A 15,213-nucleotide genomic window follows, 5' to 3' on the forward strand; every position below is an offset into this window, starting at 1 on the left:
TAACGCATAAGACTATAAAATGTGAGTTTAAGAACGCAAGAAGCGAAAGTTATTGTTCCTCCTTTAGAATCTGGAAAATTCATGCATCGGAGCAATAGCAACAGTTTCTTCACGTCTACGTTATATATAACATAGGCGTGAGGGCTGTTGTTCATCTGATGCAGGGTATTCCAGAACCTTAAGGGTAGATGAACAGAAACGGTCCTCACGCTTTTTTATATAGTAACCTCCGCCAAAGAGGACAGACGGAAGAAACAGAAAAACACGCTATGGCAAACAGTAAGTCTGCAAAATGGTTGTTGGCAAAACTTCTTTTAACGCTGTGTCTGCTCTTCGCAACCATTGCTACAGAAGCGCAAAACAAAATCCAGGTAACTGCATTCAACCGGATGGAAACCGATGTCACCGCCCGGATCACCGCTCCGCAACGGGATCAGAACGGAGAAGTATGCGCCCTCATCCGTATCGTCACTACTGAAAAAGACCTGATGTTCGAACCGGACGCGCTCGGCATCGTTACCCGCGAAAACAAACCCGGAGAAATCTGGCTGTACATCCCCCGTGGAGCACGGCGCATCTCAATCATGCACGATAAGTTCGGTGTACTCCGCAATTACTTCTATCCTGACATTATTGAGAAAGCTACTGTCTACGAAATGGAAATACAAGTAGGAGACGGAACGCAGCAAGCACCCGTGGATAGCAATACCCAACTCATCGTCATGCGCCCCGACCCGGCAACAGCCGACATCTACATTGATGACGATAAAGTGCCTACCGAAAACGGACTGTTCACCGCCACCATGAAAAAAGGTACCCATACCTATCGCGTAGAAGCTCCCATGTATGCCCCCGAAGCCGGAATCATCGACCTGGGCAGCGAACAGAAAATCATGAGCGTAACGCTGAAACCAAGATTCGGATATCTGGAAGTCTTCTCCCTGCCCGAACAGGATGCCAAAGTTTTTATAGACAACGAATTGGCGGGGCAAACTCCCTATAAAAGTGACCGCTTACCCTTGAAAGACTATCGGGTAGGTATAGAAAAAGAGTTTTTCTTCCCAATGGACAGTACCGTAACGATTAAAGCCGGACAGACAAGCAGCCTCACTTTCAAGATGAAATCGACCATCAAGCCCAAAGAGCCGCGCCGCACGCTGGTAATGGCGGAAGTGGGCTATCACCCGTCACAAACTTCTTACGGGGCGATGGTCGGCATAGTCAGCAACAACGGGGCATACATTCGTTTCCGCAGCGACTTCGGCTCAGCTTCCACCGAGCTGGAATGCGATGACACAGGAGCATTGACCAATGGCGCAGGTACACCTTATTATAAAGAAGGCGCAACAACCAAAGCACGCATGTCCATCACAGCAGGATACTTACGAAGAATTGTCAAGCCATTGTATGCCTACATTGGCGCCGGATACGGCAACCGGGTGCTGGCATGGGAAACGATAGACGGCGAACTGATAAAGAACACCGACCACTCCGCCACAGGTGTAGCCGCCGAAATAGGAGCCATCGGCCGTTTAGGGCAGTTTGCCATATCCGTCGGCTTCCAGACCGTGAACTTCAAATATCACGAACTGAGTGCAGGTATCGGTTTCTTCTTCTGATTCTTAATTTTAATTCTTAATTTGAACAATGAAAAGACTACAATATATCATTTGGTGCAGCTTGTTGCTACTTGTGGCAAGCTGTGAAAAGGACACGGAACCTACAAGCTTTGTTCCCGCCGTGACGACCGGAAGTGCAGAAGACCTGGACAAACCGGGCATAGACATAACTCTTTCAGGAGAAGTGGCAACCAATCCCCAAAGCACAATTCAGAATGAAATCGGATTTCTAATCGCCACTTCGGAGGAAATCATCACTTCCGGAAGCGAAAAGGCCATAAAAGCAACCGCTTCCTCAAATACAGGCAACAAATACCTCTGCGACTTAAAAGAGATGTCGCCGGGAACCTACTATTTCTGCATTTACGCTTCCAGTGGATACAGCGTAAAGCGGGGAGAAATCGTATCATTCAGTATCACCGAAAAAACTCCGCGCCTGAACATGGGCAGCATTGCCGACAAAGACCTGACTGCCAGCAGCATGAAAGTATCGGCAACCATCACAGACAAACGGGGCTTCGACATCCTCGGACGAGGATTCTGTTGGAGTGCGGAAACCGCCGAACCTTCCGTGAATGGAAATAAAGTGGAAGTGAAAGAGACAACAGATGCTTTCAGCGCCCTTATCGAAGGATTAGAACCGGAAAAAAGATATTACATCCGGGCGTATGCTCTCAATGAAAAGGGAATCGGCTACAGCAATACCATAGAGTGCACTACTCCCGTCAAACAAACCGTTTCCCTATCCATACCGGATTATAGCGACTTGGATGTGTCATCCGTACATATTAAATCTATCATCACGGCAGCAGCCGATTTCAATATAATCGAAAAAGGGGCTTGTTACAGCAAAACGGTAACTTCACCGACAATTAATGACACATCGGCAAAGGATAAGTCAGAAGGAAACGCCGTAGACCTCACAGTAACAGGGCTTGAAGAAGGGGCGACTTATTATATTAGCGCATACGCACGTACCCGCGACGGCGTATTCTACAGCACCAGTATTACAGTGAAGACTCAACAAACCTTTAAGCCGACACTCGGCAACCTTCAGGAAGTGCAGGTAAACGATGATAATGCAATCATAAAAGCATCCGTCACAGACAACGGTGGACTTGCCATTACTAAAAAAGGGTTCTGCTGGAGTACAAGTAATTCTGAGCCGACCATAGATAACGACTCTGTCGTCTCATCCGCTACCGGAAATGATTTTGAAGCTGTATTAACCCAACTGAAGTATAATACGGAATATTATGTACGGGCTTATGCCATCAATTCGAAAGGAGTGGGATACAGTAGTGCATTCATTAAGATAAAGACGGGAAGTTCCACTATTGCCACGACAGAGGATATTTCGGCGAGCAACCCCACCCCATCTACTCTGGATGTATCTGCAACGATTACCGCCGACGGAGGAGCGAAGATTGATGAACGGGGATTCGTCTATAGCCATACAGGAACGCCGACTGTAGAAGAAAATGAAGGAATAATCAAGATAGACGGTACTACGGGAGAAATGTCAGCTACAATGACAGGACTTATCGGATATACAACCTATTATATCCGGGCGTATGCTCATAACAAAAATGGATACGCTTACAGCCATAGTACGACAGCAAGAACTAAAAAGGCTGACCCAAGCATTGACGATCCGGCATTTCCGGACACAAGAACGATAAAAAAGAAATAAAATATTAACTACTAAAATTGAAGATTATGAAGAAGGTATTATTTTCGTTAGTTATGGCTTGTGTTGCGATAAGCAGCGCAAAAGCGCAGGATGTCCTTTTGGCAACATTGCAAAAAGGAGAAACTACACAGTATTTCTATGGCTCGGATGCTTTTAAAGAAGCAATGGAAGCAGCAGAGAATGGGAACACCATTACATTGGGAGCAGGCACATATAATGCTATAGACATCACAAAGGCAGTGTCTATCTATGGTAATGGATATGAGATGAGAGCAGATACTACATCGCAAAAAGAAGGGAATATGGCATTTCCCACCCGAATAGCGGGAGATTTTGCAATAGCACTTGAAGCTGTAAATGACACACCGGCTAAAGGGTTATATATAGAAGGTATTTATTCTGCAGACCGTGTCAGAATAACCAAGCATTTGTCTACGGCATCGTTCGTAAAGTGCAGATTCTACAAATTGACCTTTTGGGATGCGGAAAATAAGAATATGACAACATCTGATGGGGTATCTATTATTCATTGCCGGGTTGCTAATTGGCTGGAACCGGGAGATTCACAGAATATGGTGGTTAGTAACAGTATCATTAGCTATCTGGGAAGTAATGCAGCAACATCTTCAATATTGTTGCAGAATAATGTCATTGACTGCCCTACGGATAGTTTTATTGGAACATTTAGGAATAACATTATATATAGAGTGGATCGGTATAAAGGTTTTGAAAGCGCCCCTGCTGACCATCCAAGATTGTTAAAATCGGAATGTACTGCGTATAATAATCTATTTAACTACGACGCTCTCGAGAATGTCGTTGTACAAAGCTCTAATTATCGTGTTACTTTTTATGGCTTTTTCGTTTCTGATTATAATGATGCATCTCAATATACCCTCCCCGACGAATGGTTAACCCAATATATCGGTACAGACGGCACTCAAGTCGGGATATATGGCGGCAGCAGCCCTTTCAATACCATCCTTACCATCCCCACCATTGTATCAAAGGACATTGCCCCCCAAACAGAGAATGGAAAACTGAAAGTCAGTATTACTGTAAAAGCAGGAGATAATACACTATAAAAGACATGAGAAGAATAACTTATATACTATCCTTACTCCTTTTGTCTACACTGGCTAAAGGACAAAGTCTGGTAGGATATGAGTACTGGTTCGATACTGACTATCCATCGAAAGTGTATACTGCCCATACCCAAGAACAGATCTCTTTCGAAGCAGATGTATCCACATTCAATCAAGGACTACACTATATCACCTTCCGTGCAAAAGACAGCGAAGGGAAGTGGAGTCCTCCTTTAACCCAGTATTTCTATCGTACCAGTACGGACAACGGAGCGGATAATGCCCTGAACAGTTATGAGTACTGGATTGATAAAGATGTGGCAAATAAGAAAACAACAGAAAGCGCCAACGGTACAATCATGCTCGATTTAGATGTCGCTACTTTGGAGCAAGGCGTACATTATCTGAACTTCAGAGCAAAAGACAAACTCGGAAACTGGAGTAGTCTGTTGACGCAATACTTTTATCGCACCAGCACGGATAACGGAGCGGATAATGCCCTGAGCAGTTATGAATACTGGATTGATAAAAACGTGACGAATAAGAAATCCGCAGAAAGCAGCAACGGAATGATTGCGCTCGATTTAGACGTGTCCGACTTATCACAAGGTGTACATTACCTGAACTTCAGAGCGAAAGATAAACTCGGAAACTGGAGTAACCTATTGACGCAATACTTCTATCGTACCAGTACGAACAACGGGGCAGATAATGCCCTGAACAGTTATGAGTACTGGATTGACAAAGATGTGACAAATAAGAAAACAACAGAAAGCGACAACGGTACAATCATACTTGATTTAGATGTCGCTACTTTGGAGCAAGGCGTGCACTATCTGAACTTCAGAGCAAAAGACAAACTCGGAAACTGGAGTAGTCTGTTGACACAATACTTTGTATGTCCATCAGAAAACATAGCAGAAGGCAAGATCAGCGACTATGCTTATTGGCTAAACGATGACTTGAACACGTTACAGACCGGAAACCTCACACCAACAGAAGTCCTCCAATGGGATGGCTTCCTCCTTGACATACCGGAAGCCATCATCCCGAAAACGATGCCGGAAAGCATTCAACTGACAGGCACAAGCAAAGAAAACGGAACAGCAACATTCTCCTGGACAAACGATGTACAATTAAACCTTCAGTTTAAGGATGAAGCGGAACGATGGAGTGTCGCCTCTATCGACACCTTTGCACATACCAGCAAGCAAACGATAGACACCAAACCGTTGACCCTGAATAAAGGAAATAGCTTTCAAAAGCCTGCAAGCCGAACATTAGATGCCATTAGCATTGATATCAACAAAGAAGATTCCGTCTATTGGAAAGCGGATCAACCCTGTATCCTTTCTATCTTCAACCCGAAAAACGAGTTGGTATATACTCTCAGTGGCAGCGACATATTAACAGGTAAAAAAGTGAAGACCGAAGAAAAAGGCACGTACTATGCCCTGTTGCACGATGCGACCCATGACGAGACCTACAACAAGGATGCGATCATCATCATCTGCATCGGGCAAAACACCTCCGACACCATTCATGTGGAACCTGCCGGCACTCTTCCCGAACTGGCAGGCGACAAGGAAGCTATCGTCAATCTGACACTTACCGGCTATCTCAACGGAACCGATATCAAGTTCATTCGCAGCCTGACGAACCTGCAACGACTCGATATAGGCGGAGCACGTATAGTAGAAGGCGGGGATGAATATTATGAGAAATACCTCACCGCTGATGATGTCACCGGAGACTATATGTTCTATAACTTGCCCAACCTGACACGGCTCGTACTCTCCAATCAGACGACAGAGATTGCCCCAGCAGCTTTAAACAGTTGTACCGGACTGACTGAAATGAAAATTCCTGCCAGTGTGAAGTCCGTAGGGAAAGCCGTATTCAATGGCTGCAGCCAATTGCTGCTAATAGACTGGAATGCGCAAGCAACTATCACAGCCGAGAGTTTCGACACACCTGCCAAGATGGGCAATCTGCTTATATTTGCACCGGAAGGAACAGAATGCACATATGAAGGAAATGTAGTTATCGGCGGTATAGCCGAAAAGATTACTTTAGCTCACGGCAAAGGTTTCCGTGCCCCGCAACCGTTTAAGGCAAAAGACATTACCTATAAACGTAACTTCAGCATGCATTCCGGCAATAAGATAGATGCAGCCGGTTGGGAAGCAATCGTATTGCCGTTCAGTGTACAAACTTTCAGCAACGAGAAGAAAGGGGAACTGGCACCTTTCAACAGTGGCAAGGAAGGAGTTAAACCTTTCTGGCTGGCGGAAATGACCACTGACGGTTTCCAGCACACCACTGCCATGAAAGCAAATACCCCTTATATCATCTCCATGCCCAACAGCGATTCGTATGAAGATGAGTTCAACATCAGCGGAGAAGTACTCTTCCATGCCGAAGATACGGAAGGGGTAGAGGTAAAAGCAACCTCCAACAAAGAGCTTGTACGCATAGAAGGAAGCAACCGGATTATGGTTCCAGTTTATGAAACGGTATTCAAGCATGACACAGTGTATGCCATCAACTCGGCTACGTATGAGAATATCGCCCCGGGCGGCGCATTTGTCCGTAATTCGCGCGATGTGCAACCCTTCGAAGCTTATCTGATTAGCAAAGAGGCAATAGTCAACGCACCGAAACTTTACAGTATCGGAGGAATAGGAGGAGAAATCACCGGCATAGAAGCACTACCTTCCGACGCATGGAATGGAATAGAAATCTATGTCCGATATGGTGTTCTTTACATCAAGAACGACCGCGAGCGTACGCTTTCCATTTACGACACAGCCGGACACATGGTACGTCAGGTTGAAGTACAGGAAGGTACCACCGCTGTCACCGGACTGGAAAAAGGCATCTATCTGCTGGCAAGAAAAAAGATTCTGGTTCAATAAGTAAATTGTTTGTAATTTGAGAAAAGGTCCTACACCCTGATAAAATGAGTGATAGGACCTTTCTTCTAAATCACTATAACAGTATTTATCTCTGCCAATGATTGACATATCAATAACATTTAGTACATTTACAAAAAGCCGTTTTTCTATGAAACAAGTTATCGTCAATAAGTTAAAAGTTTTTTTAAGCTACAACCTATCGAGAAAGCATGGGTATTCGGCTCTTACTCTCGCGGCGAAGAAACACATGAAAGTGATATTGAAAGAAAAGTATTACATAAAGATATAGACTTAGTAGAAGAAGGGCAATTAAAAGATTTTGCCAAGGATAGTGCAGAACGAGATAAAATATTAATCTATGAGAGAAAAGCCTAAAGATAAAGGACGATTATTGCAAAAGTGTAATGGGAAGCAGTCATATATATGCGGCACGTCCTCGTACATGGATATTATCAGAATAGAAATATATCTCAAAGAACTATAATCAGTAGTATTTAAGCTTACATTAGGCTTAGTGATTGATTTTATCTTCTACCATTTATTGCCATACCAATAACATTCAGTACATTTGCAGAAATACAGGTGACTTAATATGGCTTTACCAATAAATATAGAAGACTTAATAAAAGGCAACACCGTTGAATGGGAACGAATTGAATTCAAATCCGGTTGGAATCCGGAAACGATCATCCATACTTTGTGTGCTTTTGCCAATGATCTCCATAACTGGGGAGGGGGATATATAACCATCGGAATCAATGAAAATAATGGTAAGCCGGAATTACCTCCCATTGGATTAAATGAAAACTGTTTAGATAAATTGCAAAAGGAGATCATTAACATAGGTTACCAAATACAACCTAACTACTTTCCAATCATCCAACCCTATATTCTGCAGGGTAAACACATTTTAGTGCTTTGGTGCCCTGCAGGAGATAACCGTATGTATACTGCCCCAGTAACGCTTGGTTCAAAAGCGCAACGGCAACCTTATATACGTGTAGGTAGTGAGAGTATTATAGCCAAAGATGAAAACCTGCGTCAACTGCTAGAACAAACTGCACATATTCCATTCGACGACCGCATTAATCACCAAGCTAAAATCGATGATTTTGATTTAAGTCTTATTCAAGCTCATTTACAAGAAATCAAAAGTGACTTATATGCCGAAAGTACCAGAATGCCACTAGTAGATTTGGCAAAAGCAATGTATATAGCAAAAGGTCCGGAAGAAGATTTACGTCCGGTAAACGTTGGGTTACTATTCTTCTCAAAAAATCCCGAGAAATTCTTTCCCCGTTCATGGATTGAATTGGTATGGCATAAAGATGGATCGGGACAACTATTTGAAGAATATTACTTCAAAGGATGCATACAAAAGCAATTAAGAAATGTTCTGGACTTTATTCGCACTAATATCATCGCTGAAAAAGTTATCAAGCAAAAAAACAAGGCAGAGGCATTAAGATTCTATAATTTTCCCTATGTAGCTATAGAAGAGGCCTTATCAAATGCAATATATCACAAAAGTTATGAACGACAATCTCCAATAGAAATACAAATATGGCCAGATAAAATAGAAATACTAAGTTTTCCAGGTCCTGTTCCCCCAGTAGACTTTAAAGTATTGAAAACCAAACGTCGCATTGTGGCTCGTGAATATAGGAATAGACGTATCGGTGATTTTCTGAAAGAATTACAACTAACTGAAGGGAGAGGGACTGGTTTTCCTGCAATATACGGCGCATTAGAAGCCAATGGCTCACCTAAGCCTATTTTTGAAACAGATGATATCAGTAGCTATTTTCTGGCAATCATCCCTGCTCATTCTTTAGCGGACAAGATATTTACAAAACCAAGTGCCGATATAGATATTAAGCTAACCTTTAGCAATATAAATGACCTTATTGACTTTGCAAATCAAGTTAGCGACCAAGTTAGCGACCAAGTTAGCGACCAAGTTAGCGACCAAGTTAGCGACCAAGTTAGCGACATACTAAATAAAGAAATTCATGGTAGAGTTAAAGAAATGTTAGTGCTCCTGCAGCAAAGAATTCCCCGAACCGAGCTTTTCGAAAAAATGGGATTAAAAAACCATTCTGATAATAGAGCCAGATACTTAGATCCGCTACTTGCACTGGGCTGGGTAGAAATGGAATTCCCAAATAGAAGAACAAGTCCTAAACAAACGTATAAAATATCTGGGCCAGGTGAGCGAATTCTCTTATTATTAGATGGAAGATCAAATTAATTTCCAGAACCTTAAGATAGAGCCCCGTCCCAACGGATTGTAAATCTGATTGAGTGGCGTATCAAGTATACTCGATAAAGGTATCAATTAAAAATCAGTAGTTCAGTAATACATCATTCTAAACCTAATATTTAACCATTTATGGAACATCCCCTATCCCAATTCAAATACTGCCCCAAGTGTGGCTCCGCACATTTTGATATCAACAATGAAAAGTCCAAACGCTGTGCCGACTGTGGATTCGTCTATTATTTCAACCCATCCGCTGCCACCGTGGCACTGATAATGAATGAACGGAACGAACTGTTGGTATGCCGCCGTGCCAAAGACCCCGCCAAAGGAACACTGGATTTGCCTGGTGGTTTCATCGACATGGCGGAAACCGGAGAAGAAGGAGTTACGCGTGAAGTAAAAGAAGAGACAGGAATGGAAGTGGAAAAGGCGGAATATCTCTTTTCCTTGCCTAATATATATGTGTATTCCGGTTTTACTGTCCACACACTGGATCAGTTTTTCCGGTGCTCAGTCACCGATACATTGCATTACAAAGCCATGGATGACGCGGCAGATGTTTTTTTCCTGCCGCTAAAAGATATACATACAGAAGATTTCGGACTAGGTTCAATCCGGAAAGGATTAGAAATATTCCTGAAAGAAAAGGAAAAATGACTCAAATAAGAAGTTTTTTTTCTCCTATTGGCAAAAAATATTTCCCCAATAGGAGAATAAAAAGATGCTATTTATTTCTCACCATTCCTAAAAAAGCCAAACAAGTGTAACAAATTCGACTTAAAACCCGTACTTTTGTAAAAACGCGTTGCATTATGAAGAATAAACTCTCCCGAATACTATGCACGGCACTCTGCTGTGCACCTTTGCTCGCTACGGCACAGACCAGCGAGAATATCACTTCCCCTCAACGACTTTACCAGGAAGGACAGTCACTGTTCCAACAAAAAGCGTATGCAGCTGCCATCCCACCGTTGCAAGCATTCGTACGCCAGATAGATGCAGAAGGCAAGCCCCTGCCTGTCGCAGGCGAACGGATGGAAGCCGAGTATATGCTGGTATGTGCTGCCTACGAACTAAAAGACCTTAAAAGTTTAGACAAATTGCAGGCCTATCTGGATGAATATCCCGATACCCCCTATGCCAATCGCATTTATGCACTTATGGCATCCGTATATTTCTTCGAAGGAAAATACGATGAGGCCATGGCCATGTTCAATTCTTCCCGTCTCGATCTGTTGGGAAATGAAGAACGCGACGATATGACGTACCGTCTGGCAACCTGTTATTTGAAAACAGGTAATGTGAAAGAAGCTGCCATATGGTTCGAAACTCTCCGTAGCACCAGTAAAAAGTATGCAGCCGATTGCACATACTACATTTCTTATATCCGCTACACCCAGCAACGTTATGACGAAGCAATGACCGGCTTCCTGTCTTTACAGGATAACGCCAAATACAAAGCGCTTGCGCCTTATTATATCGCAGAGATTTACCTGATTAAAAAGAATTATGATAAAGCGGAAATAGTAGCGCAGAATTATCTGTCCGCCTACCCGAATAATGAATATACAGCTGAAATGTACCGTGTTCTCGGTGATGCCGACTATCACTTCGGAAAGTATCACGAAGCCATGGAGGCATTTGAAAAGTATCTGGAAAACAATAAAGAGGCTGCCCCCCGTCGGGATGCACTCTATATGCTGGGACTTTCGTACTACAACTGCGGTGTATACTCCAAAGCGGCCAATACCCTCGGTGAAGTAACCGCTGAAAATGACGCATTGGCACAAAATGCCTATCTGCACATGGGGTTGGCTTATCTGCAAATGTCAGATAAGAACAAGGCACGCATGGCATTTGAGCAAGCTGCTGCCTCCAATGCAGATATGCAAGTCAAAGAGCAGGCGGCTTACAATTACGCCCTTTGTATTCACGAAACCTCCTATTCCGCTTTCGGTGAATCTGTTACTGTTTTCGAGAAATTCCTTAATGAATTCCCGAGCTCCCAATATGTAGACAAAGTCAGCAGTTATCTGGTAGAGGTATACATGAATACCCGCAGTTACGAAGCCGCCTTGAAATCCATCGAACGAATCACTCACCCGAGCACTGCAATTCTGGAGGCGAAACAGAAAATCTTGTTCCATCTCGGTACACAGTCTTTTGCCAATGCACAATTCCAGGAAGCTATCGGTTACTTTAACCAGTCTGTAGCCTTGGGACAATATAATCTGCAAAACAAGGCGGATGCTATTTATTGGAGAGGAGAAGCTTATTATCGTCTGAACCGGATGCAGGAAGCAGCAAGTAACTTCAGTGAATATCTGAATCTTACTCCGGACAGAAATACGGAAACTTATGCACTGGCATACTATAATCTGGCCTACATAGCTTTTCATGAGAAAGATTACACACTTGCCCAGAACCGTTTCCTGAAATTCACACAACTGGAAAAAGGAGAAAATCCCACTGCACTCGCAGATGCTTACAATCGCATAGGTGACTGTTATCTGCACGTACGCCGTTTCGATGAAGCCAAGCAGTATTATACCAAAGCAGAAAACATGGGAGCTCCTGCAGGTGATTATTCTTTCTATCAGCTGGCTTTGGTTGCCGGCTTGCAAAAAGATTATGATGGTAAGGTTGCATTGCTCAACCGCATGGCAAACAAATATCCGTCTTCACCCTATACCGTAAATGCTCTTTACGAAAAAGGCCGTTCGTATGTACAGACAAGCAACAGTCGCCAGGCTATCGCAGCATTTAAAGAATTGCTGGATAAATATCCCGAAAGCCCGGTCAGCCGTAAAGCCGCTGCTGAAATCGGCCTGCTTTATTACCAAAACGATGAATATGATCGCGCGATAGATGCTTACAAGCATGTAGTAACCCAGTATCCGGGTAGTGAAGAAGCACGTCTCGCCATGCGTGACCTGAAATCGATCTATGTAGACGCTAACCGCGTAGATGAATTTGCCGCCCTGGCAGCCAAGATGCCGGGAGAAATCCGCTTTGATGCCAGTGAGCAGGATTCTCTGACTTATATCGCCGCAGAAAAGGTATATATGAAGAGAGAGATCGCTCCTGCCAAATCAAGCTTTACCCGTTACCTGCAAAGCTTCCCCAACGGTGCATTCAGTCTGAACGCCCATTACTATCTTTGTGTGATTGGCAAAGAACAGAAGGATGAAGCCGCCGTATTGGAACATGCCGGCAAACTGCTGGAATATCCAGATAATCCTTATTCACAGGAAGCACTCATTGCACGTGCGGAAATCCTGTTCAACCGTAAGCAGTTTGACCAGGCATTGAATGACTACAGACAGTTGAAAGCAAAAGCTACCACTCCCGAACGCCGACAGCTTGCAGAAACAGGAATGCTGCGCAGTGCCGCCCTGATGCAGGATGACGTGGAAACAATCGCTGCTGCCACCGACCTGCTTGCCGAAACCAAATTGACACCGGAGCTACGCAACGAAGCCCTGTATTTCCGTGCCAAGGCTTATCTGAACCAACGCGCCGACAAGAAAGCCATGAACGACCTTCAGACACTGGCTAAGGATACACGCACACTTTATGGGGCCGAAGCCAAATATCTGGTTGCTCAACAACTGTATAAGGCAGGTGAATACGCTGCTGCTGAAAAGGAAATACTCAACTTCATTGATCAGAGCACACCACACGCTTACTGGCTGGCAAGAAGTTTCGTTCTGCTGTCGGATGTATATGTAGCAATGGATAAAAAACTGGATGCACGCCAATACTTGCTGAGCCTGCAACAGAATTACCATGCCGACGATGACATCGAACAGATGATTAATGAAAGATTAGAAAAACTGAAGTAAAAACCTCGTCAATTATAAATATGAAAAAGGTACAATATATATTCGGGGCATTGGCACTTATAACCATACCGAACTGGGTGCAAGCCCAAACGCAAGCTAAAGATACTACCCTGAGCCGCACGGTCGTGGTAGAACAAGAATATAATCCGGACATCATAGATGCTTCCAAAGTAAACGTACTGCCCAAGGTAATGCCGCCAACAGTCAGCAAAAAGACTGTGGAATATGATGCCACACTCGCACCTGCGGGAAATATCCCTGCAACTACCATGGAGGCGTATACAGGAGCCGAAAGCCAGGATAAAGCCAAACGCGGCTACGCCCGTCTGGGATATGGCAACTACGGCAACCTGGACGCTCGTGCCAATTATCTGTTCATCCTGCCTAACAGTGACAAACTGAACCTGAATTTCCACATGAACGGCATGGATGGCAAGTTAGATCTGCCTGATTCCAAGGATAAATGGGATGCACGTTATTACCGTACACATGCGGGCATGGATTATGTACATGCTTTCCGGAAAATGGACTTAAATGTAGCCGGAAACTTCGGGCTAAGCAACTTCAACTTCATGCCCGGCAGCACAAATAATAAGCAGAAATTCCTGTCGGGTGATGTACATTTCGGAATAAAATCAACCAGCGAAGAATTACCGCTTCAATTTCATGCCGAAACCAACCTGATGTTCTACGAACGCCAACACGATATACAATATCAGAACGCACAGGAAGTTATGGTACGGACAAAAGCCGGTGCAATGGGAACGATCTCTGAAGAGCAGTTTGTTGGAGTAGATCTCTCCATGGACAATACGTTCTACAAGAACAATCTTTTTGAAGACTATACCTCTGTGGAATTAAATCCCTATTATCTGTATCAGAGCGAAGACTGGAAAATCCGTCTCGGCGCTCACGTGGATTTTGCATTCGGATTTGGCAAGAAATTCCGGGTAGCACCGGACGTGACAGCCCAATATATCTTCTCTGACAGTTACATTCTCTACGCCCAGGCTACAGGCGGACGACAGGCTAATGATTTCCGCAGGCTAGAAATGATTTCACCTTATGGCCAGAGTAATACACAACTGGATGCCACCTACGAACAGCTGAATGCCGCCCTCGGCTTCAAGACCAGTCCAGTAACAGGTTTATGGTTTAATATTTATGGTGGATATCAGGATTTAAAGAATAATCTTGCTTCTGCCGCAATTGCGAACTATAGCGGTTCATACCTTCAATTGCTCCAAGGAAATATGCATAACATATATGCAGGCGCCGAAGTCAACTACAGCTATAAGGATATTATTTCCTTCACCGCTTCGGGTGTTTACCGTGACTGGAAAACTGCTAAGACAGAAAATAACAGCGGAGACCAGCTACTCTATTACATGCCTTCTTTCGAAGCAAATTTCAAGGTAGACATTCGTCCGATTTCTTCTGTCCTGATCAACCTCGGCTATCAGCACATCACTCGTGAGAAGATAGGCAACGAGCGTGTAGATCCAGTTGGAAATCTATACCTTGGCGGTAGCTACGAAGTCTTTGAAGGCATATCAATCTATGTGCGTGCAAACAATTTATTGAACAAAGACTATCAATATTATTGGGGATACCCCACAGAAGGCGTCAATTTCATGGGCGGAGTCAGTTTCCGTTTTTAACAAACAGCATGGCAAAAAAAGTCATTTTTGCTAAAAAAGAATATATTCTCCACATATTATAAGGTGGAAACAATTGTTTTTTTCTACTTTTGCGGGCAAATTCAGTGGCAGGAGCCACTATAAAACAGA

The 15,213-nt window shown here is 43.8% G+C and carries 9 protein-coding genes; all 9 read left to right on the forward strand.

Features of this window, described 5'->3' with window-relative positions; translation table 11 throughout:
• Positions 1–269 precede the first annotated feature (269 nt).
• The 9 genes from BN161_RS05960 to BN161_RS05995 all read left to right on the forward strand — a co-directional run bounded on the left by BN161_RS05960 (position 270) and on the right by BN161_RS05995 (position 15,084).
• Complete coding sequence (locus tag BN161_RS05960) at positions 270–1,619, forward strand: PEGA domain-containing protein (RefSeq protein ID WP_044263851.1); 1,350 nt, start codon at positions 270–272, stop codon at positions 1,617–1,619.
• 28 nt (positions 1,620–1,647) lie between these two features.
• The gene (locus tag BN161_RS05965) at positions 1,648–3,312 is read left to right on the forward strand and encodes a fibronectin type III domain-containing protein (RefSeq protein ID WP_044263855.1); all 1,665 of its coding nucleotides are present in this window, start codon (positions 1,648–1,650) and stop codon (positions 3,310–3,312) included.
• A gap of 26 nt (positions 3,313–3,338) precedes the next feature.
• On the forward strand, positions 3,339–4,397 hold the full coding sequence (locus BN161_RS05970; RefSeq protein ID WP_044263857.1) for a hypothetical protein: 1,059 nt from the start codon (positions 3,339–3,341) through the stop codon (positions 4,395–4,397).
• A gap of 5 nt (positions 4,398–4,402) precedes the next feature.
• Positions 4,403–7,315, forward strand: a complete 2,913-nt coding sequence (locus BN161_RS05975; protein ID WP_081743639.1) for a leucine-rich repeat protein — start codon at positions 4,403–4,405, stop codon at positions 7,313–7,315.
• Between the two features lie 198 nt (positions 7,316–7,513).
• Positions 7,514–7,690: a nucleotidyltransferase domain-containing protein gene (locus BN161_RS28480; RefSeq protein WP_244436426.1), complete on the forward strand. Its 177-nt coding sequence runs from the start codon at positions 7,514–7,516 to the stop codon at positions 7,688–7,690.
• A 217-nt stretch (positions 7,691–7,907) separates the two neighbouring features.
• The gene (locus BN161_RS05980; protein WP_044263862.1) at positions 7,908–9,566 is read left to right on the forward strand and encodes an RNA-binding domain-containing protein; all 1,659 of its coding nucleotides are present in this window, start codon (positions 7,908–7,910) and stop codon (positions 9,564–9,566) included.
• Positions 9,567–9,707: 141 nt separating this feature from the next.
• Positions 9,708–10,235, forward strand: coding sequence for an NUDIX domain-containing protein (locus BN161_RS05985; RefSeq protein WP_044263864.1), 528 nt, complete (start codon positions 9,708–9,710; stop codon positions 10,233–10,235).
• Positions 10,236–10,390: 155 nt separating this feature from the next.
• Positions 10,391–13,423 (forward strand): tetratricopeptide repeat protein, encoded by a 3,033-nt coding sequence (locus BN161_RS05990; protein WP_044263866.1) that lies wholly within the window; start codon positions 10,391–10,393, stop codon positions 13,421–13,423.
• Positions 13,424–13,443: 20 nt separating this feature from the next.
• Positions 13,444–15,084 carry a TonB-dependent receptor gene (locus BN161_RS05995; protein WP_044263868.1) on the forward strand — a complete coding sequence of 547 codons (1,641 nt, stop codon included), beginning with the start codon at positions 13,444–13,446 and terminating at the stop codon, positions 15,082–15,084.
• Positions 15,085–15,213 lie beyond the last annotated feature (129 nt).

It is taken from the genome of Bacteroides timonensis (assembly GCF_000513195.1).
In the GTDB taxonomy this organism is placed as follows: Bacteria; Bacteroidota; Bacteroidia; order Bacteroidales; family Bacteroidaceae; genus Bacteroides; species Bacteroides timonensis.